We start from the raw sequence: 23,418 nt of genomic DNA, 5'->3' as shown, positions 1-23,418 counted from the left end.
CCACGTCCGCGCCCGTCTCGACGCGGTGCCCGGGCGGCACCGGGGGGTGGTCGGTCAACTGGCCCACCGCACATTGCGGTGTCGGTGCCCGGTGCCACAGTGGGTGGATGTTCGGAAATGCGGCAGCAGGTCGTCCCGGCAGGGGGTGAGCGGTCCATGGCAGGAGTTGCAGCGGGCGGTGCACGGTCGGCGCGGGAGCACGCACTGGCCGTCCTGCGGGTGCGGGGAGCGGCCTTCGCGGCCGTGCTCCTGCCCGGTGCCGTGGCCGTCGTTCTGCTCACCGCCGTCGGCACCGGCCACCTCGACGGCGTCTGGGCGGCGCTGCGGCTGCCCGCCGTCCTGCTGGCCGTCGCGGTGGCGGGGGCGGGGGCGGCCGTCACGGCCGTCATCGCCCGGGCCCGCACGGCGGTCTCCCCCACGGTGCCGGTCGAGGAGCGGGCCGCCCCGGACCTCTACCGGATGGTGCGGGAGCTGGCCGGGGAGCTCGACGTCCCCGTGCCCTCCGGGGTCGCCCTGACGCCCGACTGTGACTGCTGGCTGGAGGAGCACGGCCGGGCCGGCTCCACGCCCCCCGTCCTCGTCGTCGGCTCGCCGTTCCTGTGGTGGATGCGCGTGGCGGAGCTGCGGGCCCTGCTCGCGCCCGTCGTCGCCGGCACGGGCCCGGCGGCCCACCCCGACATCGCGGCGGCCCGCCGCTTCGTCCGGGCGCTGGACGCGGCGGCCGTCCGACCGCGCGTCGGCCGCCTCGCCCGGCTGCTGCTCCGCGCGTCCGGCGGGCACGCGGCGGAGATGGAGCGGCTGGTGGCCGCCGCCGTGGCGGCCCGAGCGGCGGACGTCGAGCGCGGGCCGCGGCTGCGCGCCCAGGAGCAGGTGGGTCTGGCCTACGCGGGCTGGGACCGGCTGCTGACGCGGGTGGCGCTGCCCGCCTGGCGGGCCGGGCGCTGGCCCTCCCGGCTGGACGTGGGCGTCGTCTCGGCGCTGACGGAGCTGTCCCGGCGCGACCGGCTGGCGGAGGGCTTCACCTCGCGGCTCGGCGAGCGTCCCGCGTGCGACCTGCTGGAGGATCCGGGCGAGGTCGACGAGCGGGTGTCGCTGCTCGCCGCCCGCCTCTTCTACGGCGCCCCGCCGCCGGAGGGGCCCGCCTGGTCCCCGGTGGACTGGCCGGCGTATCCGCGCGAGGTCGTGGACCCCATCTGGCGCACCGAGGCGGCCCGGCTGTTCCGCGCGCTCGACGCCACGGAGAGCCCCGAGTCGGCGCGGCGGGCGCCGAGCGTGGTCCCGGCGGAGCGCCCCGGCCCCGGTGGCCTCGCACCCCGGACCGGCCGGGATGAGCGTTCGGGTTCGGCCGGGCGCGGCGCGGGGGCGACGCTGGAGCGGGTCATGGACCGGCTGGCCGGGGAGGAGTCCCGTGGCGTGGTCGCCGCCCGGATCACCGCGGACGCCGCGCGGGACGAGCGGCGCGCCCCGCCCCCCGTCCCGGCGGGCCTGATACCGGACGTCACCGGGGACACCGGGCCGCTCGGGCTGCCCGCGCCGACCGAGCGCGGCACCCGTGAGCTGCTGGCCGACCACATCACCGCCGTGGTCTGCTGCGCCGCCGTCGACGGCGGGAGCGGCGCGCCGGGGCTGGACTGGCTGGACGGCCCCGCCCTCCTCGTCGAGGGGGAGCGTCGCACGGATCTGCGGCAGCCGGTGCTGGCCCTGGCCGAGGAGGGGGACGCGGGCCCCCTGCGGGACTGGCTGACGGCGGCGGGTCTGCGCCCCGACCGGCCCGTGCGGCTGGCCTGAGCCCCGGCGGTGGCGCCCGCGCGGTCACCGTGCGGCGGGGCCGGGTGCATCGGCGGCCACGGTGCCGGGACGACGCCAATCGCGACGAACAGTGACGGATCCGCTGCTCCATGTGATGTGCTGTAGAGGCGGAGAACGGAGGGCGGCGGTGGCGATCGAGCAGATTCGGCGCTGGGAGTCGGGGGCGCTCGCCCACGCGGTGACGGACCCCTTCGGGCAGGGCCCGCTGCCGTGGCTGCGGGGCAGCGAACACTACTTCGACAACGGCAGGGTGGTGCCCTGGTACGTCGACAGCACGACGCTGGCCGCCGACGGGCGCATTTTGCCGGCCCCGCGCGGCGGCGGTGGCCGGGCGACGCACACGGCCGACGACGTGGGCTGTCAGATCAAGGGTTTCGCCTCGACGGGCTCGGTGGCGCCCGGGGAGTCCATCGACTTCCGCGTCACCGTCAACCCGCCCCAGCCGTTCGGCGTCGACGTGTACCGCATCGGCCACTACGGCGGTGCGGGCGCCACGAAGATCACCACCAGCCCGCGCCTGTCGGGCACCGTCCAGCCCGGGCCGCTGGTCGCCGAGCGCACCGTCTCGTGCCACCACTGGTGGCTGTCCTGGCGGCTGCCCGTCCCGTCGGACTGGAGCACGGGCGCGCACGTCGCCGTCCTGACCACGGCGGACGGCCACCGTTCGCACATCCCGTTCACCGTGCGCGACACCCGGGCCGCCGACCTGCTGCTGGTCCTCCCCGACATCACCTGGCAGGCGTACAACCTCTTTCCGGAGGACGGCCGCACCGGGGCGAGCCTCTACCACGCCTGGGACGAGCACGGGCGGCTCGTGGGCGAGAAGGAGGCGGCCGTCACCGTCAGCTTCGACCGCCCCTACGCCGGGGCGGGGCTACCGCTGCACGTGGGGCACTCCTACGACTTCATCCGGTGGGCCGAGCGCTACGGCTACGACCTGGCCTACGCCGAGGCCCGGGACCTGCACGCCGGCCGCGTCGACCCGGCGCGGTACCGGGGCGTCGTCTTCGCCGGGCACGACGAGTACTGGACGGTGCCGATGCGCCGGGCCGTGGAGCGGGCCCGCGACCACGGGACGTCCCTGGTGTTCCTCTCGGCGAACACGATGTACTGGCAGGTCGAGTTGGGGCACCTGCCGTCGGGCGAGCCGGACCGGCTGCTGAGCTGCCGCAAGCGCCGGGGGCCCGGCCGCTCGTGGCTGTGGCGGGAGCAGGGCGAGCCCGAGCAGGCGCTGCTGGGCATCCAGTACGCCGGCCAGGTCGCCGCGCCCGCCCCGCTGATCGTGCGCAACGCGGAGCACTGGCTGTGGGAGGGGACGGAGGCCGCCGAGGGTGACGAGCTGCCCGGTCTGGTCGCGGGTGAGGCGGACCGCTACTTCCCCCGCGCCCCGCTGCCGTCCCACACGGGGCGCATCCTGCTGGCGCACTCCCCCTACCGGGACTGCGGAGGAGCCCGCCGCCACCAGGAGACGTCGCTGTACCGGGCGCCCGGCGGCGCCCTCGTCTTCAGTTCCGGCACCTTCGCCTGGACGCCCGCCCTGGACCGCCCCGGCCACGTGGACGCCCGCGTCCAGCGTGCGACGGCGAACCTTCTGGACCGCATCTGCAAGCACGGCTGACGCCCGCCCGGTGCCGGGTCCGGCCACCCGTCCGCCGTGTGCGTCCCCGGCCGGGGAGCCGCCGAACGCCCCCCTGCGCGCCGGGGCGGGCAGGGTGCGGGAGAATCGGGGGGTCGTCGCACTCTCCATGGAGGACCGGTGTCCGGATTCGTCGAGAAGCCCCAGCCCGTCGCGGTACCGGGTTTGGAGCATCTGCACACCGGCAAGGTGCGTGACCTCTACCGCGACGCGGACGGCCACCTCGTCATGGTCGCCAGCGACCGGCTGTCGGCGTACGACTGGGTGCTGCCGACGGAGATCCCCGACAAGGGACGCGTGCTCACCCAGCTCTCCCTGTGGTGGTTCGAACAGCTGGCCGACCTGGTGCCGAACCACCTGGTCTCCACGGACGTCCCGGCGGGCGCGCCGGCGGACTGGGCCGGGCGCGTCATGGTGTGCCGGGCGCTGACGATGGTGCCCGTGGAGTGCGTGGCGCGCGGCTACCTGACGGGGTCGGGGCTGGTCGAGTACACCGCCTCCCGCACCGTCTGCGGGCTGGCCCTGCCGGAGGGCCTGGTCGACGGCTCCGAGCTGCCCGCGCCGCTGTTCACGCCGGCCACCAAGGCCGACGTGGGCGAGCACGACGAGAACGTGTCGTACGAGGAGGTCGCGCGCCGCGTGGGGGCCGAGACGGCCGCCGAGCTGCGTCAGCTGACCCTCGCCGTCTACGGGCGGGGTCGGGACACGGCACGGGAGCGCGGCATCATCCTGGCCGACACGAAGTTCGAGTTCGGCCACACCGCCGAGGGCGAGCTGGTGCTGGCCGACGAGGTCCTGACGCCGGACTCCTCGCGCTTCTGGCCGGCCGACCGATGGGAGCCGGGCCGCGCGCAGCCGTCGTACGACAAGCAGTTCGTGCGGGACTGGCTGACGTCCGACGCCTCCGGGTGGGACCGCCGGAGCGAGCAGCCGCCCCCGCCGCTCCCGCCGGAGGTCGTGGAGCGGACGCGGGCCAAGTACGTCGAGGCGTACGAACACCTCACCGGCCTGCCCTGGACGTAGGGTGTGTTCCGAACGGGCGCGTCAGCCGCAGGCCAGGGCGCGTCCCAGGGCGAGGGCGTGCGCGTTGTACGCGGTGATGACGCGCTCGGCGCCCGCCACGTCGCCCTGTTCGATGGCGGCGACGAGCTCCAGGTGTCCGGCCCACAGCAGCCCCCGCAGGTCCTCGCCCCGCGCCCGCAGCAGCGGCACGGTGAAGACCCAGCACTGGACGCGCAGCCGGTCCAGGAACTCCGAGACGTACGGGTTGCCGACGAACTCGCCCAGCTCGCGCCAGAACCGCAGGTCGTAGCCGATCAGGACGTCGAGGTCCCCGGCCACGGCGGCGCGGCGGGCGGCCTCGGCGCGGCGCCGGACCGACGCCAGGGCCTGCGGCGTCCGCTCGAGCCCCCCGGCGAACGCGACCGTGCGGAAGATGCCCTCGATCACCAGCGTGCGGGCCTCCACCATCGCCGTGAAGTCGGCGAGGGTGATCTCCTGGACGCGGAAGCCCCGGTGGTGGTCGGCGTCGAGCAGCCCCTGCGCGGCGAGGTCGACGAGCGCCTCCCGCACGGGGGTGGCGGAGACCCCGTACTGCTCGGCGATCTCCTTGACGGTGAACGGCCGGCCCGCCGGGAGCCGCCCGGCCAGCACCTCGTCGCGGAGGGCTTCCGCGAGCTGCTGGCGCAGGGTGCTGCGGGTGATGGGCGCGGACGGCATGGCGGACACCCTACGCGGCGGGGGTCGCCCCCGCCGTGGTGTGGGCGTCGGCGGCGGCGAGGGCCTCGTCGAGGATCGCCAGCCCCTCCTCGACCTCGGCGGCGTCGATGGTGCAGGGCGGCACGACGTGCAGCCGGTTGCCCGCCACGAGGGGCCACAGCCCGCGCCGTTTGCAGGCGGCGGCGAGCTCGGCCGTCGGCCGGCCCTCGTCGCCCCGGGGCTGGTAGGGGACGAGCGGCTCGCGGGTCTCGCGGTCGCGCACCAGTTCCAGGGCCCAGAAGACGCCCGTTCCGCGCACCTCCCCGATCGAGGGGTGCCGCTCCGCGAGCGTGCGCAGGCCGGGCCCGAGCACGGTCTCGCCGATGTGGGCGGCGTGCTCGACGATGCCCTCCTCGGCCATGGCGCCGAGCGTGGCGACGGCGGCGGCACAGGCCAGGGGATGGCCGGAGTAGGTGAGCCCGCCGGGGTAGGGCCGGTCGTCGAAATCGGCGGCGATGGCGGCGGAGATCGCGACGCCGCCGAGCGGGACGTAGCCGGAGTTGACGCCCTTGGCGAAGGTGACCAGGTCGGGGGCGGCGTCCTGGTCGAGGTAGTGGTCGAGCGCGAACCAGCGGCCGGCGCGGCCGAAGCCCGCCATGACCTCGTCGAGGATCATCACGATGCCGTACCGGTCGCAGAGCGCACGGACGCCGGGGAGGTAGCCGGGCGGCGGGAGCAGGATGCCGGAGCCGCCGGGGATCGTCTCCAGGACGACGGCGGCGACGGTGTCCGGGCCCTCCAGGACGATCGTCTCCTCCAGGTGGGCCAGCGCCCGTTCGCACTCCTCGCGCTCGGTGGTGGCGTGGAAGGAGGAGCGGTACAGGTAGGGGCCGCGGAAGTGGACGACGCCGGCCGTACCGGTGTCGCTGGCCCAGCGGCGCGGGTCGCCGGTGAGGTTGATCGCGGTGCCGGTGGCGCCGTGGTAGGAGCGATAGGCGCTGAGCAGCTTGGGGCGGCCGGTGTGGAGCCGTGCCATGCGGACGGCGTTCTCCACAGCCTCGGCGCCGCCGTTGGTGAAGAAGATCTTGTCCAGGTCGCCGGGGGTGCGCTCGGCGACGAGCCGGGCGGCCTCGGAGCGGACGTCGACGGCGAAGCCGGGGGCGACCGTGCACAGGTTCGCGGCCTGCTCCTGGATGGCGGCGACGACCTTGGGGTGCTGGTGGCCGATGTTGGCGTTGACGAGCTGGGAGGCGAAGTCCAGGTAGCGGTTGTCGTCGTAGTCCCAGAAGAAGGAGCCGGCCGCGCGCCGCACGGGGAGCGGGTCGAGGTGGGCCTGGGCGGACCAGGAGTGGAAGACGTGGGCCCGGTCCGCCGCCTTGACGGCCGCCTGGTCGGCGCGCTCGATGCTCATGGTCCGGGTCCCTCGCTGCTCGCCCGTCACGGTGTCAGGAGGTTCAGGGTAGCGGCCGCGCGGTGGGCGGTGCCCGGGCCGGGGACGCACGTCGCCGCCACCGGTGGGGTGGCGGCGACGGAGGAGGCGGCGGGGGAGCGCGGTGGGGGCCGGGACGTCCCGCGCCGGTCAGCTCTTGATGGTGGCGAAGGCGACGATATTCGCGTCATACCCGTCCTTCTTCGTCCAGGTGCCACCGCAGGTGATCAGGCGCAGCTGGGCCGTCTTGGTGGGTCCGTAGACCCGGGCGTTGGGGAAGTCGTCCTTGGCGTACTGCTCGACGGAGTCGACCGCGAAGGTCACCGAGGAGCCGTCCTCGCGCTCGACGACGACCTCGGCGCCCGGCTTCAGCGAGCCGATCCGCGCGAAGGCGGCCGGCCCCTTCACGCTGTCCAGGTGTCCGACGAGCAGGGCGGGGCCCTGCTGGCCGGGTGAGGGGCCGCCGCGCCACCAGGCGGCCCGGTCCGCGTCGTCCTTCTCGGGTACGGGAGGGGTGCCGTCCGGCTCGGCGTCCGCGCCGAAGACCTCGATGTCCGCGTCGAGCTGCGGGAGGTACAGCCGGGTCGGCGCGGACCGGGGCATGACGAACGGCTCGGCCTCGGGCGGCTCGGTGTCCACGGCGTCGGGACGCGAGACCCCCTCGGCGACCATGGTGAGCCCCGCGCCGCGGTCGTCCCGCTCCGCGCCGCGCTCGGCGGGAACGGCCGCGCACAGGGCTCCTGCCACGAGCACGGTCACGGCGGCGGCCACCGTCTCCAGACGGCGACCGCGCGCCGCGATCCGCTGCTGACGAGTCGTCATGGATATCCGGGGTATCCGGGGGCGGCTCACGCCTGGTCCCCGCCGGCCCGGCGGCGCCAGATCAGGAAGTACCCGGCGGCACCGGTGACGGCGAGGCCACCGGCGACGGCGGCGGCCGTCGTGGTGTTCGGGACGGCGGACTCCGAGCCGGCCGCGAGGCCGCCGAGGCCGGCGTTCGCGGCACCGCCGACGCCACCGGTGAAGGTGAACGTGCCGGTGAGCCGCTCGTGGTTCTTGCAGTAGCCGGTGACCTCGTACTTCTTGCCCGGCGTCAGGCCCTCGTGCATGACCTTGGCCGTGGCGAAGACCCGGTGGTGGCGGTCGTCGTGGCGCGGGTCGCCACCGGTGTTCTTGCCGTCGTCGTGGTGGCGGCCGTCGTGGTGCCGGTCGTGGTGGCGGTCGTGGTGCCGGCCGGTGTGGGCCTGGCTGGTCTCGAAGGCGTCCGAGGCGACGGTGCCGTGGCCGCCGTCCCGGCACAGCGCCTTGACCTCGACGACGGTGCCGGGACCGCCGGACGACGGGTGGAGCTTCAGACCGCCGTGGCCGCTGTCACCGCCGGCGAAGGCCGGAGCGGCCATCCCGACGACGATCACCGCGGACGCGGCGGCGGTGGCGAGAGAACGCATCTTCTGCATGAGGAGCGTGACCTCCGGTCAGCTGGCGCGCGTGCCGGGGCTGTTCCCCGGCGGCTGCCGCGCGCCTCGGTCCCCATGCCAGCAGCGCCCCGGGCGCGCCGCACTTCGGGTACCGCCCGGCGGGTGCCGCCTTGGGCCAACGGAGGGCGGGTCGCCCCGGCCGTCCACCCGGACGTCCCCCGGGTGAGCGGCGTCGCGGGCGCGACCCGCCGGGCCGACGTCCCGTCAGGTCATCTCCAGGTCGCGGCGCCGGAAGCCGGCCAGCCCGACGGCGAGCAGCGCCGCGGCGACGAGGGTCAGCACGAGCAGTGGCGTCCAGGCGACGGACTCGGCGGGCAGCCGGGGCACGTGCCCGAAGGGCGAGAGCCGGGTCGTCCACTCCGGGAGCTGGAGGATCGGGCCCAGGTAGTCGACGACGAACGCCCCCAGGGGCAGCGCCCAGGCCAGCGCCGTCGCGCGCGGCAGCCATCCGTAGAGCACGGCGGCGACCCCGACGGTCACCCACAGCGCGGGCGCGTACGCCAGCGCGGCGGCCGTCAGCTCGGGGACGAGTGCGGCGTCGTCCGTCGTCGCGGCGCCCAGAGCGCCGAACCCGAGCCCCGACAGCGCCATCACCGCCGTGCTCCCCACGAGGGCGACGGCGAGGTGGCTCCCCATCCACCGGCCGCGCGACAGCGCGGTGGCGAGCAGCGGTTCGGCGCGGCGCCCGGTCTCCTCGGCGCGCGGACGGGCGGCGGCGAGCACCGCGTAGACGGCCGCCACCACGGCGAGGACGATCATGACCATGGCGGCGAAGGACTCGGCGACGCTCGCGCCGCCCAGCGCCGCGAGGGCGTCCTCCAGGGCGGCCACGTCCCCCACCATCTCCTCGGCGTCCCCCAGCACCGACCCGTAGGCGACGCCGAGCACGAACAGGGCCACGGCGAAGCCGAACAGCAGCCCCCGGTGGAGCCGCCAGGCGAAGCCGAGGGGGTGGGTGAGCACGGCGCTCGCCCGCGCGGGCCCGCCGCGCGCCGGACGCAGCCCGGCGCCCAGGTCGCGGCGGGCGGCGAGCCGCACGGCGAGGGCGGTCGCCGCGACGGCGACGGCCAGGGACAGCAGCAACGGCCACCAGCGGTCGTCGACGTAGACGTAGGTGCGCTGCGCCCAGCCGATCGGCGAGAGCCAGGACAGCGCGTCGGTCCCGACGTCCCCGGCGGCGCGCAGGATGTAGGCGAGGCCGAGCACGGCGAACGCCATACCCGAGGCGCCGCGCGCGTGCGGGGTGATCTGCGCCGTCACGGCGGCGACCGCCGCGAAGACGAGGCCGACGGCCGCGTGCGCGCTCCCGTAGAGGAGGGAGCCGCCCCAGCCGATGTCGGGGATGCCCGCCCCGGTGAGGGCGACGGCCAGGCCGAGGGCGAGCACGACGTTGGCCAGGACGGCCGTCGACAGCGCGGCGGCGAGCGGCGCGTAGCGCCCGACGGCGGCGGACCGCACCAGCTCGGCGCGGCCGGTCTCCTCCTCGGCGCGGGTGTGCCGGGTGACGGTGAGGATGCTGAACAGGGCCACGAGCACGGCCGTGAATCCCAGCATCTGGTGGGCGAGCATCGCCCCGTAGGTGTAGTCGCTCAGGAAGTGCTCGGGCCCGGACATGGCGAGCGCGGCGGGGCTGCTGTTGGCCTGCCGGGCGCTCTGCCGGGCCTCCTCCGTCGCGTAGAGGTCGGGAAAGCTCCCGGCGGTGGACGACGTGCCCAGGACCAGGGCGACGATCCACACCGGGAGCCGCACGCGGTCGCGGCGCAGGGCGAAGCGCAGCAGCGTGCCGGTGCCGGTGAGCGGGCCGGCGCGGCCGGGGTCGCGGTCGGACGTGCGGCGGGCGGCGGGCGGTGCGGTGGCGGCGTTCACCGGGCGGCCTCCGTCGTGCTGTCCGAGCCGCCGGGGCCGTCCGGGCCGTCGGGGCCGTCGCTGCCGTTGGTGCCGCCCGTCGCGTCCCCGTAGTGACGCAGCATCAGCTCCTCCAGCGTGGGTGGGTGGCTGACGAGGCTGCGCACCCCGGCCCGGGCGAGCAGCCGCACGACGTCGTCCAGCCGGGCCCCGTCGACGGCGCAGTGCACTCGGCCGTTCTCGGTGCGCAGGTCGTGGACGCCGTCGAGCGCGTCGAGCCCGTCGACCGGGCGCTCGGTCTCCGCCTCCACCGTGGTGCGCGTGAGGTGCCGCAGCTCGGTCAGCGACCCGGACTGCACGACGCGGCCCAGCCGCACGATGCTGACGCGGTCGCACAGCTTCTCCACCTGGGCGAGGATGTGACTCGACAGCAGGACGGTGCGGCCCGCGGCCTTCGCCTCGCCGATGACGCCCTGGAAGACCACTTCCATCAGCGGGTCGAGCCCGGCGGTGGGTTCGTCGAGCAGGAGCAGCTCGGCGTCGGAGGCGAGCGCGGCGACGATGGCCACCTTCTGCCGGTTCCCCTTGGAGTAGCTGCGGCCCTTCTTCGTGGGGTCGAGGTCGAAGCGTTCGATCAGTTCGTCGCGGCGGCGCCGGTCGAGGCCGCCGCGCAGCCGGGCCAGCAGGTCGATGGCCTCACCGCCGGTGAGGTTGGGCCACAGCTCGACGTCGCCGGGGACGTAGGCCAGTCTGCGGTGGAGGGCCACCGCGTCGCGCCAGGGGTCGCGGCCGAGCAGCCGGGCCGCGCCGGAGTCCGCGCGCAGCAGGCCGAGCAGGACGCGGAGCGTCGTCGACTTGCCGGCGCCGTTGGGTCCGAGGAATCCGTGCACCTCGCCGTCGGCCACCGTGAGGTCGAGACCGTCGAGCGCGCGGGTGCGGCCGAAGGACTTGACCAGGCCCGAGACGGAGATCGCGTTCGTCATAAAACGGACGCTACGCTTGTTTCACACCTTTGCGAAGTCAGGAGAACGTCAAAACCGTCCTTCGCCCGCACCCGCGTTCACCTGCGAGGATGATCCGCGTGTCCCCCAACGCACCGAAGCAGCCGGCCGACCCGGCGATCCTCGAATACCCGGCCCCGGTGGCCGCGTTCGTCGAGCGGCTGGCGGGCGACCTGACCGACGCCGGGATGCAGCGCATGGCCGCCCGCGTCTTCGCGTGCCTCCTCGCCTCCGAACAGGGCGCGCTCGGCTCCGCCGAGCTCGGGGAACGGCTGCGCATCTCCCCCGCCGCGATCTCCGGCGCCGTCCGCTACCTCGCTCCCCTGCACCTCGTGACGCGGGAACGCGTGCCCGGGTCACGCCGCGAGCGGTACCGCGTGCACGCGGGCGTCTGGTACGAGTCCATGACCAACCGCGAGGCACTGCTCAACCGCTGGCTCACCACCTTCGACCACGGCCGCGCCGTGCTCGGACCGGACTCGGCGGCCGGCCGGCGCATCGGCGAAAGCGCCGCGTTCCTCAGGTTCTTCCAGTCCGAGCTGGTGGGGATCATGGAGCGCTGGCGGGAGTACGAGGAGCGGGGGGAGGGCGGCCCCGGGCCGCGCCCGTCAGGACAGGGGCAGGGTCAGCCGCAGGGCTGACGGCGACACCGTCCACGTCCGGGTGCGGAACTCCGGGCCCGACACCGTGACGGCCCGCGCCCGCGCCCGCACCGGCGGCACCGCCCCGGCCGCCCGGGGGGCGTCCGCCGGGAGCACCACCACCTCGGCCAACCCGCCGCCCGCCCCGCCGGGACCCGTCCGCACCGAGACCTCCGCCACCGGGCTGCCCGGATCGGCCAGCACCACGCCGTCGGCCTCCACCCGCAGCCGGGGCAGCGGCAGCGCGCCGCCGCGCAGCCCCGGCCACACACGGGCGGCGCAGCGTCCGAGCGGGCCCAGCACCGAGGCCGAGGCGGCCGGCACCGGACGTCGCCGGAGCCCGCCCGCCGGGGCCGCCGGAATGCGCACGCCACCCAGCAGCACCGCCCCCGCCTCGTCGACCAGCAGGTCCACCGCCCGGTCCACTCCGGCCAGCACCGCGCGCGCCGCGGTGACGGCGTCCAGCGGCAGCCCCATGCCCTCCGCCAGCTTCACCGCGCCGGGCGGGCCCACCGGAACGACGCCCAGCGCGACGGCCTGCGCCCCGGTGCCCTCGCGGTGCAGCTGCTCCACCGCGCACAGCAGGGCGGTGTCGTCACCGACGAGGACCGGACGGCGGCGCCCCCGCCGCCCCACCACCCGGCCGATCTCCTCCCGGGTCCGGGGCAGGCACACCTTGACGCCGCCCGGCCCGGCGCTCAGGACGTCCCTGGCGATGCGGACGGACTCCCCGTCGATGTGCCGGGCAGCCGGATCGACGACCACGAGCAGGTCTGGAGCCGACACGTTCGTCCTTCCTCAGGTAATCTCTCGGTGCAAGAGCCCCTGCCGCTGTTGCGTCAGGGGCTTCGACTATCCGGGGCACCGGTTCACGGCTCTTGGTGGTGGCGCGTGCGCCGCACGTCGCGCAACGACGCGTGACGCGGCGGCGCCGAAGCGGTTCGCCCACCATTCCGCACGATGGACATGCCCCGCCCGAAAGGGGTGTACGCCTGTGCCCGCGCTCGTGCTGCTCGGTGCTCAGTGGGGTGACGAAGGGAAGGGAAAGGCCACCGACCTGCTCGGCGGCTCGGTCGACTACGTCGTCCGGTTCCAGGGCGGGAACAACGCCGGCCACACGGTCGTCGTCGGGGACCAGAAATACGCCCTGCACCTGCTGCCTTCCGGCATCCTCTCCCCGGGCTGCACCCCGGTCATCGGTAACGGCGTCGTCGTCGACCCCGCCGTGCTCCTCGCGGAGCTGCGCGGTCTCCAGGACCGCGGCGTCGACACCTCCAAGCTGCTGCTCAGCGGCAACGCCCACCTGATCACGCCGTACCACACGGAGATCGACAAGGTCACCGAGCGCTTCCTCGGCAAGCGCAAGATCGGCACCACCGGGCGGGGCATCGGCCCGACCTACGCGGACAAGATCAACCGCGTCGGCATCCGGGTGCAGGACCTGTTCGACGAGTCGATCCTGCGGCAGAAGGTCGAGGCCGCGCTCGACTTCAAGAACCAGGTGCTCGCCAAGCTCTACAACCGCCGGTCGGTCAGCATCGACCAGGTCGTCGAGGAGCTGCTGGGCTACGCCGACCAGCTCTCCGGGTTCGTGTGCGACACCACGCTCGTGCTGAACAACGCCATCGACGACGGCAAGGTCGTCCTCTTCGAAGGCGGCCAGGGCACTCTGCTGGACGTCGACCACGGCACCTACCCCTTCGTGACGTCCTCCAACCCGACGGCGGGCGGTGCCTGCACCGGTGCCGGCGTCGGCCCGACCCGCATCAGTCGCGTCATCGGCATCCTCAAGGCCTACACAACGCGCGTGGGCGCCGGCCCGTTCCCGACGGAGCTGCTGGACGAGGACGGCGAGAAGCTGCGCACCATCGGCGGCGAGAAGGGCGTCACCACCGGCCGCGACCGCCGCTGCGGCTGGTTCGACGCGGTGATCGCCCGCTACGCGACCCGGGTCAACGGCCTGACCGACTTCTTCCTCACCAAGCTCGACGTGCTCACCGGCTGGGAGGAGATCCCGGTGTGCGTCGCCTACGAGGTCGAGGGCCGGCGCGTCACCGAGCTGCCGTACAGCCAGAGCGACTTCCACCACGCGAAGCCGGTCTACGAGTACCTGCCCGGCTGGTCCGAGGACATCACACAGGCCAAGTCCTTCGCCGACCTGCCGAAGAACGCGCAGGGGTACGTGAAGGCGCTGGAGGAGATGTCCGGCGCGCCGATCTCCGCGATCGGTGTCGGCCCCGGCCGGGACGAGACCATCCAGGTCCGGTCCTTCCTGGACTGAGGTCCCGCTCCACCATCGGCACCCGAGGCCCGTACGGCACGCCGTGCGGGCCTCGCGCACGCCGTGCGGACGGACCCTCTACGGGCGGCGGATCACGTCCAGCAGCACGCCGAACGCGGGCCGCGTCGGGTGGAAGGCCGCGTAGTGCCCCACTCCGGGCAGCAGGTGCAGCCGGGCCCCCCAGTCGGCGGCGTAGCGGCGGGACAGCTCGATGGGCACGTCCCGGTCCGCCGTGCCGTGCACCAGCTCCACCGGCACCCGGGGCAGCAGCCGCATCGGGTCGGCCTCCGCGAGCAGCGGACCGACCCGTTCCGGGCCGCCCAGCAGCTCGGCGACGGCGCCCTCGCTCAGCCCCAGGTCGTGCGCGCGCGAGAGGTCCGCGACGGGCGCGACGGCGACCACCCGGTCCGCCGCCCGCTCCCGCCGGGCCGCCGCGCACAGCGCCAGGTGCCCGCCCGCCGAGTGGCCGACCAGCGCCTTCGGCGGCCCGCCCAGGTGGTCCAGGGCCGCGTCCACGTCCTCGAAGGTCGCGGGCCAGCCGCCGTCGCCGCCGACCCTGCGGTACTCCACCAGCTCCACCGCGAAGCCGCGCTCCGCGAGGGCGGCGGCGAACGGCGTCAGGTAGCCGCGGTCGTACCGCTCCCGCCAGAAGCCGCCGTGCAGGACCGTGACGCGCGGCCCGGTGCGGCGCCCGTAGAAGTCGACGACCTGCGAGGGGTGGTCCCCGTAGCGCTCGGACGCGTCGGGCGGGACCGGGGGGAGCCCCATGAGGTCCCGCTCCTCGGCCTCGCTCACCGCGGCACCCCCGACACCTCGGCCAGCGTCCGCGCCGCCCGCTCGACGTCGGCGAACGACGTGTACAGCGGTGTGAACCCGAAGCGCAGCACACCCGGCCGCCGGAAGTCGCCGACGACGCCCCGGGCGATGAGCCGGGCCATGACGTCCTCCGCGTCCGGGCACTCCAGGGCGATCTGGCTCCCCCGCCGCTCGTGCGCGGCCGGGGTCACCAGCCGCACCCGCCCCGGCGGGAGGTAGGCGTCCACGGCCCGCAGGAAGAAGTCGGTCAGGGCCAGGGACTTGGCGCGCACCTCGGCGACGTCCACGCCGTCCCACACACTCAGCGCCGCCTCCAGCGCCAGCATGGACAGCAGGTCGGGCGTCCCGACCCGGCCCCGGGAGACGCCCTCGGCCGGGGCGTACTCCGGCACCATCCCGAACGGGTCGCGGTGGCCGTGCCAGCCCGGCAGCGGCGAGTCGAACGCCGCCTGGTGCCGGTGCGCGACGTAGAGGTACGCGGGCGCGCCCGGCCCCCCGTTCAGGTACTTGTAGGTGCAGCCGACGGCGAAGTCGACGCCGTGCGCGTCCAGGCCCACCGGCAGAGCGCCCGCGCTGTGGCACAGGTCCGCGACGACGAGGGCCCCGACCGCGTGCGCCGCCGCCGTGACACCGGGCAGGTCGTGCAGCTCGCCGGTGCGGTAGTCCACGTGATTGACCAGCAGGGCGGCCGTGCGCGGCCCGACGGCCTCCGCCATCTCCCCCATCGGCAGGGGGCGCACCGCCGCGCCCGTCATCCGCGCCGCCGACTGCGCGATGTAGCCGTCCGTAGGGAACGTCGCCGAGTCCACCAGGATCTCGTCCCGGCCGGACCCGGCCCGCCGGACGGCGCCGACGACCGCCTTGAAGATGTTCACCGACGTCGAGTCGCCCACGACGATCTGGCCCGGTGCGGCGCCGACGAGCGGGGCGATCAGGTCGCCGACCCGCTCGGGCGTCTCCCACCAGCCCGACTCCGTCCACGAGCGGATGCGCAGCTCGCCCCACTCCCGCGCCACGACGTCGGCCAGTCGGCCGGGCACGGCGCGCGGCAGTGCCCCGAGCGAGTTGCCGTCCAGGTAGACGGCGCCCTCGGGGTGCGCGGGGTCGTCGAGGACGAACAGGTCCCGCAGCTTCGCCAGCGGATCGGCGGTGTCCCGCCGCGCGGCCTCGGCCCGCAGCTCCTCCGCCACGGCGCTCGGCTCGATCGTGCCCCGCACGGCGCTCCCCTTCGACTCCCCCGTCCCGGCTTCCTCAGACATGGCTGCGCGCGCTCCACAGCTCCGGGAACACGCTCTTCGTCGTCCGCTTCTCCAGCCACGCGACCCCGGCGGAGCCACCCGTGCCGACCTTGGAGCCCATCGCGCGGCGAGTCGCGACCAGGTGGTCGTTGCGCCAGCGCCACACCAGCTCCGCGACCTCCGTCAGCGCCTCCCCGAGCCGGGCGGCCGGGGCCTCCGGATCACCGGAGTAGATCCGCGCCCAGGCGGCCTCCACCTGCGGGGACGGCTCGTACCTGCCGCTCACGTCGCGGTTCAGCACCTCGGCCGGGATGTCCTCGCCCTGCCGGGAGAGGTAGTGCAGCACCTCGTCGTACAGGCTCGGCTCGTGGAGGGCCTTCTCCAGCTCGTCGTGGACCCGGGGCGCGCCCCGGTGCGGGACGAGCATGGACGCCGACTTGTCCCCCAACAGGAACTCCAGCCGCCGGTACATCGCCGACTGGAAGCCGGAGCCCTCGCCCAGGGCCGCCCGGTAGGAGTTGAACTGCGCGGGGGTCAGGTGCGCCAGCGGCTCCCACGAGGCGTTCAGCGACTGGAGCTCGTACGTCGAGCGCCGCAGGGCGTCCAGGGCCGTCCGCAGGTCGTCCTCGCGCAACGCGCGGGCGGCCGTCTCCCACTCGTGGACGAGCACCGTGAACCACAGCTCCATGACCTGGGTCGTCACCAGGAACACCATCTCACCGGGATCGTCCGTGAACGGCTTCTGGAGGTGGGTGAGGACGTCGGCCTGTACGTAGTCCTCGTACGGCGTCGTACCTGCGAAGTCCAGGTTCGGGGTCTCGGGGCTTTCGGTCATCGAAGGTCTCCTCGCACATCCACCCGGGGTCACCGGGCCTGCGGCGATCATCTCCGGACGGCGGGGCGACGGCAAGGGCGGGGCTCAGGGCACACTGGGGGGCATGGCCATTCACGAGAACCTGCTCGGGGGTCCGCCCCCGACCCACCTGCCCGACGACCCGGGGCCGCGCGAGGCGCTGGCCGCCGGCACCGCGCCCGCGGACGTCGCCGCGCAGTACCCCGCTTCCTCCCTCGCCTGGGCGCAGCTCGCCGACGAGGCGTACGAGGGCGGGCGGGTCGTCGAGTCGTACGCGTACGCCCGCACCGGGTACCACCGCGGCCTCGACTCGCTCCGCCGCAGCGGCTGGAAGGGCCACGGCCCGGTGCCCTTCGAGCACGAGCCGAACCGCGGGTTCCTCCGCGCCCTGCACGCCCTGGCCCGCGCCGCGCAGGCCATCGGGGAGCAGGAGGAGTACGAGCGCTGCACGGCGTTCCTGGCCGAGAGCAGCCCCACCGCCGCCGAGACGCTGACGTAGGACGTCCCGACACCACTCGGTCGGCCACCCCGGCCCGGAAACGGGCTCGGGGCCCGGCGGATCGCCGGGCCCCGAGGGTGGTCACGCGTCAGGCGAGCTTCGTACCCGTCGAGCGCAGGTTCGCGCAGGCCAACTGCACGCGCTCGGCCATGGAGGCCTCGGCCAGCTTGCCCCAGGTGCGCGGGTCGTAGGTCTTCTTGTTGCCGACCTCGCCGTCCACCTTCAGCACGCCGTCGTAGTTGCGGAACATGTGGTCCGCGACGGGCCGCGTGAACGCGTACTGGGTGTCGGTGTCGAGGTTCATCTTGACGACGCCGTTCTCCAGCGCGGTCGCGATCTCCTGCTCGGTGGAGCCGGAGCCGCCGTGGAAGACGAAGTCGAAGGGGTTCTGCCGGCCGTACTTGGCGGCCACGCCCTCCTGGAGGTCCTTCAGCAGCTCGGGGCGGAGCACCACGTTGCCGGGCTTGTAGACGCCGTGCACGTTGCCGAACGAGGCGGCCAGCAGGTAGCGGCCCTTCTCGCCCAGGCCCAGGGCCTCGGCGGTGCGCAGGGCGTCGTCCACGGTGGTGTAGAGCTCGTCGTTGATCTCGTGGGTGACGCCGTCCTCCTCGCCGCCGGTCGGGGTGATCTCGACCTCAAGGATGATCTTGGCGGCGGCGGCCACGGCCAGCAGCTCCTGCCCGATGGCCAGGTTGTCCGCCAGCGTCTCGGCCGAACCGTCCCACATGTGCGACTGGAACAGCGGGTTACGCCCGGCGGCGACGCGCTCGCGGGAGACCTCCAGCAGCGGCCGGACGTAGCCGTCCAGCTTGTCCTTCGGGCAGTGGTCGGTGTGCAGGGCGATGTTCACCGGGTACTTCTCGGCGACGACGTGCGCGAACTCGGCCAGGGCGACCGCGCCCGTCACCATGTCCTTGCTGTACTGGCCGCCGAGGAACTCCGCGCCACCGGTGGAGATCTGGACGATGCCGTCGCTCTCGGCCTCGGCGAACCCGCGCAGGGCCGCGTGCAGGGTCTGGGTGGAGGTGACGTTGATGGCCGGGTAGGCGAACTTGCCGGCCTTCGCCCGGTCGAGCATCTCGTTGTAGATCTCGGGGGTTGCGATGGGCATTCTGTCCGCTCCTTGGGAGTGTGCGGGTGTTCGAGGGGTTCCCTGACCGTGGGCGACTCCGTCGTCGGACCCATCTTCCCAGACGTCGACCCCGGCTCCGGAGGGGCCGTCCGAACGGCAGCGCGTCGGTGGGGGCGTCGGTGGGGCGTCCCGGAGGCGGAGGTTTCACGTGAAACCTCCGCCTCCGTACGTTCAGCCGTTCAGCTCAGGCCCAGATCCTCACTGCGGTAGGCCTGGTAGTACGGCAGCCCGGTCTCCTCGATCGCCGCCGCGGCACCGCGCTCGACGATCACCGCGACCCCGACGACCTCGGCTCCGGCCTCCTTCAGCGCCTCGACGGCGGTGAGCACCGAGCCGCCCGTGGTGGAGGTGTCCTCCACGGCCAGCACCCGGCGGCCGGCCACGTCCGGTCCTTCGACGCGGCGCTGGAGGCCGTGCGCCTTGCCCGTCTTGCGCACGACGAAGGCGTCCAGCCTCCGCCCCCGGGCGGCGGCGGCGTGCAGCATGGCCGTCGCCACCGGGTCGGCGCCGAGGGTGAGGCCGCCCACCGCGTCGTAGTCCAGGTCGGCGGTGAGATCGAGCATGACCTGACCGACCAGCGGGGCCGTCTCGCCGTCCAGGGTGATCCGGCGCAGGTCGACGTAGTAGTCGGCCTCCTTCCCGGAGGAGAGGATCACCTTGCCGTGCACCACGGCCTTGTCCTTGATCTGCTGCAGCAGCGCAGCGCACGCGTCGGTCATGGCCCCGAGCCTATCCAGCGTCCCGCGCGTCCCCGGCGCCCAGCCCGCGCCAGGCCCAGGTGGTGCTGATCTCCAGCGGCTCGATGGGCGTCACGAACCTGGGGTGGGTGTTCAGTCCGTTCGGCGGCCCCGACTGCGGTTCGACGCACACCGCGGCCTCCTGCTCGTCGTAGACCACGAGCCACTCCGCCCGGCTGGTGACCGACAGCTCCAGCTCATCGGGCCAGGTGAGCGTCACGTCGACGCCGTCGGGCATACCGAAGCAGTCGTCCCACGGTCCCGGCCGGGGCGGGATACGACGCCCGGTGGGCAGGTGGTCGGGGCCGCGCTCCTCCTGCCAGGCGGGGCGGAAGTCCACCCGGACGTCGGAACCGCCCCGCCCGAGGTTCCGCCGCCACCAGGGGTGCCAGCCGGCCTGTGCGGGGAAGGAGTCCGACGCCGTCTCCACGCCGAGGGTGAGAGTGAGGGAGGTGCCGTCCTCCGCCAACTCGACGAGCTGCGTCACCGTGCCCGGCCAGGGCCACGGTGCGCCGAGCCGCCAGGTGAACGCGGCCGTGCGCCCGTCGGCCCGGACGGTGCGCCAGCGGCCGTCGCGGGCGAACCCGTGGATGGCGTGCGGCGGTTTGTTGAGGGGTAGTCGGTAGGTCTCGGCTCCGCTGCGAAACCGGCCCCGGTCGGTGCGTCCGCAGAACGGGGCCATGACGAAGGCGCCGTGGCCCTCGCCGGGAAGCAGCAGTTCGGTGCCGGCGACGCGCAACGAGGCGATCCGGCACCCCTGTTCGGGCTCGACGGTCACCTCGGTGTCACCGGCTGCGAGCCGGACCGTCGTGGTCTGGGTTGTCACCCTGCCGAGCGTAGGCGCTGAGCGAGGTGCGCTGTGCTCAGCGCCGCCGCCGCAGGACGCGCCCGACCAGCACGGCGGAGGCCACGGCGAGCGCGGCGGCGGGTGCGGCCCAGCGCAGGGCCGCCGTCGCGCCTACGGTCTCCGGCGCGGGCACGGGAGCGTACCGGCCACGCGGCGGGGCGTGGTCGACCTCCTCCGCGCTGCGGCCGATCATCGTGCGCCGGGCGTGGGCGGCCTCGGCGGGGGCGCTCTCCCCGGCCCGACGCCCCTCCGCGGCGGCCGGGGCCTGCGGCTCCTCGTCCGCCGACGGGTCCAGGGACGGCGGCGGGACCTCCGTCTCGAAGACGGACGCGCCCGGCTCGACCTCCTCGGACTCCGGCGCCCCGGTCTGCGGCGCCCCGGTCTGCGGCGCCCCGGTCTGCGGCACCCCGGACTCCGGCTCGGCCGGGGCGTCCCGCTCCGGCGACGGGCCGGGGACCGGTCCGTCGGCCGACTCGGGAGCCGGGATGCCGGGGATGACGCGCTGGTTGTCGTCGGTCGGCGGGTCGGCCGCGAGACTCTGCGCCAGCGCCTCGGCGAACCGTTCCAGCAGACGCCGCCCGGCGGCGGCCCGCTGCTTCGCCTCGGCCTCGTTGAGCCGCCCCTTGCTGCGCACCGACCCCGCGCACACCAGCACCGTGCCCTCGGCGTCCCCCTGCCCGTCCCCGACGGCGCGCGGCGTGAGCGTCACCTCGGCGTGGGCGGACCCCTGGCCGCGCGCCTCGTCGCCCTCACCCGTGACGCGGAAGCCGTCCTCCCGCACGGAGACGGTCAGCGCACCCCGGTAGGTGATGGTGGAGCCGCCGATGCGGAGCCGCAGCCGGCCGGACACCGTGCCGTCGGCGTCCGCCTGCCCGTCCACGGCGTCGAGCTGGACACCCGGCACACAGCGCGCGACGCGCTCGGCCTCGGCCAGCGCCGCCCGGACGGACCCGACGGGAAACGGGACGTACACCTCGTGCTCCATGGGGCGGAGCCTACCCGCGCGGACCGCCGGACAGGCCGAGCCGAACGGATCGTCGTCGCCCGTGGCCGCCGCCGGATCCGTACGGGGCCGGGCCCGCCGTCAGCCGCCGTACCGCGGGTGGAGCAGCGTCGAGGGCGCCAGGCCGGTGCGGCGCTGCCGCTCGGCGGTGGCCGCCGCGTGGGCGAGATCGCCCGCGTCGAACGCCGTCGGGCGCGGCCCCCCGGCGTCCAGCCGCAGCGGCGGGGCGGCTCCGGGCGAGGCGAGCAGGAAGCCCCAGTCCGCCGGGTGCCCGGCGGGCGCGTCGGCCCGCGGGGCCCGGTCGGTACCGGCGGGGAACACCGAGGCCCGCCCGTCGACGGCGTACGGCACAGGACGCAGCCCGGCCGCCCGCAGCGTGGCCTCCACCGTCCAGAAGACGCGCCCGGCCCCGCTCACCGAACCGGCGTGCACGGCGAACCGACCGTCCGGGGACAGCGCACGGGCGAGCAGCCCGTAGAACTCCTGCGAGTACAGCCGCGCGCTCTCCGCCGGGCGGGGGTCCGGCAGGCCGGAGACGATCACGTCGTACGGCGGCTCACCGAGCCGGGCGCGGGCACGCAGCCACTCGAAGGCGTCGGCCGTCACCACCCGGGCCCGGGGATCGGTGAACGCCCGCTCGTTCAGGGCGCTGAGCCTCGAGTCGGTCCGGGCGAGCGCGAGCACCTCCGGGTCGATGTCGACGACGGTCACCTCCGCGACGTCCGGGTACCGCAGCACCTCACGCAGGGCGAGGCCGTCTCCCCCGCCCAGGACCAGGACGCGGGCGTGCGGACCGGCGGCCATGGCGGGATGGACGAGGGCCTGGTGATAGCGGGCCTCATCGGCGCCGCACACCCGCAACCGTCCGTCCAGGTACAGCTCCAGGCCGCACGGGCCGTGCGCGGCGCTCGCGTGCCGCCCGCTCCCCCGCGCGTCGGTGAGCACGATCTCCTGCACGTCGCTGTGGACCGCGACCCGCACCGAGCCCCCGTAGACCGCCCGACGCGCGGCATCCTCGAACGGGCCCGCGCCCACCGCCCCCGTACCGAGGAGCGAGAGCACCGCCGTGAAGACGAGCAGCAGCCCGGCCCGCTGCCGGGGGGCGAGGTCGTGCCGGAACAGCCACAGGACGAGCGACCCACCCGCCAGCACGTTGACGACGCCGACGAGCAGCGCGCCCGTCAACTGCCCGAAGACCGGCAGGAGAAGGAACGGGAAGGCCAGCCCGCCCACCAGGGCCCCCACGTAGTCGGCGGCGAACAGGTCGGCGACGGCGCCGCCCGCGTCCTGTGCCCGGATGCGCTGGATCAGCGTCATCAGCAGCGGCATCTCCGCACCGATGAGCACCCCGATGGCCAGGGAGAACGCGACGAGGACCGGCCCGGAGGCCCCGAACCAGGCGAACGCCGCGTACAGGGCCATCACCGAACCGCCGCCCACCAGCGCGAGCAAGCACTCGATCAGCCCGAAACAGGCGACGGCGCGGCACCGCAGCCGCTTGGCCAGCAGGGAGCCCACGCCCATCGCGAAGACCATCACCGAGAGCACGATGGAGGCCTGCGTCACCGAGTCCCCGGTGAGGTACGACGCCATGGCCACGAGCGCCAGCTCGTACACCAGCCCGCAGGCGGCACAGACGAAGACGGCGCACAGGACGAGGAAGCGGCCCAGCCCCGGCCGCACGGGCAGCCGCAGGGGGATCTCCTCCGGCGCCGGCCGCGACCCGTCCGGCTGCACCGCCCGTCCGGACACGGGCTGGTCGATCATGGTGGGAACGCTACGTGACGCCAAACCTGCACAACGTCACCCACAGGAGTGCAATCCGCGGCCCGGATGCTCCTGTGGTTGTCAGGCCAGCGCCGTCTCCCGGTCGTGCACGGCCACCCGGGTACGGGTGGCGACGAGCCGCCCTTCCTGCGGGTAGGCGTGCCAGGTCCGCCAGCACACCTGCTGCCCCAGCCGCTGCACGAGCAGCGCGGTGAACGCGTGCGGGTCGCCCGGGAACGTCCCGGCCAGCCCGTTGGGATGGTCGGCGACGAGCGCCAGCAGCTCCTGCGCCCGTCCGGCGAAGGCGCCGCGCGACAGCGTCTCGACCCGGGTGGCGAACTCGTAGTCCCAGCTCCCCAGCCGCTTGGAGATGCCGAGGGGCAGGGGGCTGCGGCTGCCCGGCATGCAGGCCACCGTCTCCGAGCAGCTGCCGCTGTCGTCCTCCAGCAGCACCTGGTGGGAGGCGCCCAACAGCCGCAACTGCACGGTGGAGCCGTGAAGACGAAGATCGAGGGTGGCAAGCGCCGGCAGCGGCTCGCGGCCGAGCGCCCAGGCGAGGTCGCCGGCGCGGGTGTCGGTGTAGGCGGTCTTGAGCGTCGTGAGCATGGATCGGCTCCGCAAGCACGTGTGGAGAGATGGACCGGTTGAGGGTGGGCCGGCCACCGTTCGGGATGCACCTCGGGTTGTTCCAGAGTTCGCCGGCTCGTG

Annotated in this window: 22 protein-coding genes; 6 read left to right on the top strand and 16 right to left on the bottom strand. The window is 74.8% G+C overall.

What is annotated here, in order from left to right; genetic code table 11:
- Positions 1-156 precede the first annotated feature (156 nt).
- The 3 genes from V6D49_RS13850 (at position 157) to V6D49_RS13840 (ending at position 4,468) form a co-directional block, all read left to right on the top strand.
- A complete protein-coding gene (locus tag V6D49_RS13850) occupies positions 157-1,788 on the top strand; it encodes a hypothetical protein (RefSeq protein ID WP_340559936.1) in 1,632 nt (543 codons plus the stop codon).
- Between the two features lie 148 nt (positions 1,789-1,936).
- Positions 1,937-3,427 carry a N,N-dimethylformamidase beta subunit family domain-containing protein gene (locus tag V6D49_RS13845; RefSeq protein ID WP_340559935.1) on the top strand — a complete coding sequence of 497 codons (1,491 nt, stop codon included), beginning with the start codon at positions 1,937-1,939 and terminating at the stop codon, positions 3,425-3,427.
- A 138-nt stretch (positions 3,428-3,565) separates the two neighbouring features.
- On the top strand, positions 3,566-4,468 hold the full coding sequence (locus V6D49_RS13840) for a phosphoribosylaminoimidazolesuccinocarboxamide synthase (protein WP_340559933.1): 903 nt from the start codon (positions 3,566-3,568) through the stop codon (positions 4,466-4,468).
- Positions 4,469-4,489: 21 nt separating this feature from the next.
- Here V6D49_RS13840 and V6D49_RS13835 read toward each other — a convergent pair whose 3' ends face one another.
- From V6D49_RS13835 to V6D49_RS13810, 6 genes are all read right to left on the bottom strand, one after another.
- The gene (locus V6D49_RS13835; RefSeq protein ID WP_340559932.1) at positions 4,490-5,164 is read right to left on the bottom strand and encodes a GntR family transcriptional regulator; all 675 of its coding nucleotides are present in this window, start codon (positions 5,162-5,164) and stop codon (positions 4,490-4,492) included.
- Positions 5,165-5,174: 10 nt separating this feature from the next.
- Positions 5,175-6,554, bottom strand: coding sequence for an aspartate aminotransferase family protein (locus tag V6D49_RS13830; RefSeq protein ID WP_340559930.1), 1,380 nt, complete (start codon positions 6,552-6,554; stop codon positions 5,175-5,177).
- A 168-nt stretch (positions 6,555-6,722) separates the two neighbouring features.
- Positions 6,723-7,394: a class F sortase gene (locus V6D49_RS13825; protein WP_340559928.1), complete on the bottom strand. Its 672-nt coding sequence runs from the start codon at positions 7,392-7,394 to the stop codon at positions 6,723-6,725.
- 26 nt (positions 7,395-7,420) lie between these two features.
- Positions 7,421-8,029, bottom strand: a complete 609-nt coding sequence (locus V6D49_RS13820) for a hypothetical protein (protein ID WP_340559927.1) — start codon at positions 8,027-8,029, stop codon at positions 7,421-7,423.
- Between the two features lie 225 nt (positions 8,030-8,254).
- Positions 8,255-9,916, bottom strand: coding sequence for an ABC transporter permease (locus V6D49_RS13815; RefSeq protein WP_445330522.1), 1,662 nt, complete (start codon positions 9,914-9,916; stop codon positions 8,255-8,257).
- Positions 9,913-10,878 carry an ABC transporter ATP-binding protein gene (locus V6D49_RS13810; protein ID WP_340559925.1) on the bottom strand — a complete coding sequence of 322 codons (966 nt, stop codon included), beginning with the start codon at positions 10,876-10,878 and terminating at the stop codon, positions 9,913-9,915. The genes V6D49_RS13815 and V6D49_RS13810 overlap by 4 nt, the downstream gene beginning before the upstream one ends.
- 89 nt (positions 10,879-10,967) lie before the next feature.
- Between V6D49_RS13810 and V6D49_RS13805 the strand changes: the two genes are divergently transcribed.
- Entirely contained in the window at positions 10,968-11,537 is a 570-nt protein-coding gene (locus V6D49_RS13805; protein WP_340559923.1) for a GbsR/MarR family transcriptional regulator, read from the top strand.
- Here the strand turns inward: V6D49_RS13805 and V6D49_RS13800 are convergent.
- Positions 11,505-12,323: a diacylglycerol kinase gene (locus V6D49_RS13800; RefSeq protein ID WP_340559921.1), complete on the bottom strand. Its 819-nt coding sequence runs from the start codon at positions 12,321-12,323 to the stop codon at positions 11,505-11,507. The genes V6D49_RS13805 and V6D49_RS13800 overlap by 33 nt on opposite strands.
- A gap of 208 nt (positions 12,324-12,531) precedes the next feature.
- Here V6D49_RS13800 and V6D49_RS13795 point away from each other — a divergent pair, with 208 nt between their 5' ends.
- Positions 12,532-13,818: an adenylosuccinate synthase gene (locus V6D49_RS13795; RefSeq protein WP_340559920.1), complete on the top strand. Its 1,287-nt coding sequence runs from the start codon at positions 12,532-12,534 to the stop codon at positions 13,816-13,818.
- 78 nt (positions 13,819-13,896) lie between these two features.
- Here V6D49_RS13795 and V6D49_RS13790 read toward each other — a convergent pair whose 3' ends face one another.
- The 3 genes from V6D49_RS13790 to V6D49_RS13780 are packed head-to-tail and all read right to left on the bottom strand — an operon-like array spanning position 13,897 to position 16,707.
- Positions 13,897-14,586: an alpha/beta hydrolase family protein gene (locus tag V6D49_RS13790; RefSeq protein WP_340563985.1), complete on the bottom strand. Its 690-nt coding sequence runs from the start codon at positions 14,584-14,586 to the stop codon at positions 13,897-13,899.
- A 23-nt stretch (positions 14,587-14,609) separates the two neighbouring features.
- Complete coding sequence (gene kynU / locus V6D49_RS13785; RefSeq protein ID WP_445330521.1) at positions 14,610-15,893, bottom strand: kynureninase; 1,284 nt, start codon at positions 15,891-15,893, stop codon at positions 14,610-14,612.
- Positions 15,886-16,707, bottom strand: a complete 822-nt coding sequence (locus tag V6D49_RS13780; protein WP_340559919.1) for a tryptophan 2,3-dioxygenase family protein — start codon at positions 16,705-16,707, stop codon at positions 15,886-15,888. Before V6D49_RS13780 ends, kynU begins: the two co-directional genes overlap by 8 nt.
- Positions 16,708-16,810: 103 nt before the next feature.
- Between V6D49_RS13780 and V6D49_RS13775 the strand changes: the two genes are divergently transcribed.
- Entirely contained in the window at positions 16,811-17,224 is a 414-nt protein-coding gene (locus V6D49_RS13775) for a DUF3151 domain-containing protein (protein WP_340559918.1), read from the top strand.
- Between the two features lie 88 nt (positions 17,225-17,312).
- Here the strand turns inward: V6D49_RS13775 and fbaA are convergent, their stop codons facing one another.
- From fbaA to V6D49_RS13745, 6 genes are all read right to left on the bottom strand, one after another.
- On the bottom strand, positions 17,313-18,335 hold the full coding sequence (fbaA, locus tag V6D49_RS13770; protein ID WP_340559917.1) for a class II fructose-bisphosphate aldolase: 1,023 nt from the start codon (positions 18,333-18,335) through the stop codon (positions 17,313-17,315).
- A gap of 200 nt (positions 18,336-18,535) precedes the next feature.
- Complete coding sequence (gene pyrE / locus V6D49_RS13765; RefSeq protein ID WP_340559916.1) at positions 18,536-19,075, bottom strand: orotate phosphoribosyltransferase; 540 nt, start codon at positions 19,073-19,075, stop codon at positions 18,536-18,538.
- Positions 19,076-19,085: 10 nt separating this feature from the next.
- Positions 19,086-19,919 carry an aldose epimerase family protein gene (locus V6D49_RS13760; protein WP_340559914.1) on the bottom strand — a complete coding sequence of 278 codons (834 nt, stop codon included), beginning with the start codon at positions 19,917-19,919 and terminating at the stop codon, positions 19,086-19,088.
- A 37-nt stretch (positions 19,920-19,956) separates the two neighbouring features.
- Complete coding sequence (locus V6D49_RS13755; protein WP_340559913.1) at positions 19,957-20,925, bottom strand: hypothetical protein; 969 nt, start codon at positions 20,923-20,925, stop codon at positions 19,957-19,959.
- A 99-nt stretch (positions 20,926-21,024) separates the two neighbouring features.
- Entirely contained in the window at positions 21,025-22,710 is a 1,686-nt protein-coding gene (locus tag V6D49_RS13750; protein WP_340559912.1) for a polyamine aminopropyltransferase, read from the bottom strand.
- An 81-nt stretch (positions 22,711-22,791) separates the two neighbouring features.
- Positions 22,792-23,316: a DUF2617 family protein gene (locus V6D49_RS13745; protein ID WP_340559910.1), complete on the bottom strand. Its 525-nt coding sequence runs from the start codon at positions 23,314-23,316 to the stop codon at positions 22,792-22,794.
- Between the last annotated feature and the right edge of the window lie 102 nt (positions 23,317-23,418).

This window comes from Streptomyces sp. GSL17-111 (genome assembly GCF_037911585.1).
In the GTDB taxonomy this organism is placed as follows: Bacteria; Actinomycetota; Actinomycetes; order Streptomycetales; family Streptomycetaceae; genus Streptomyces.
Note: the sequence above shows the minus strand (reverse complement) of the source record. Positions and strands in the feature narration are given on the sequence as shown.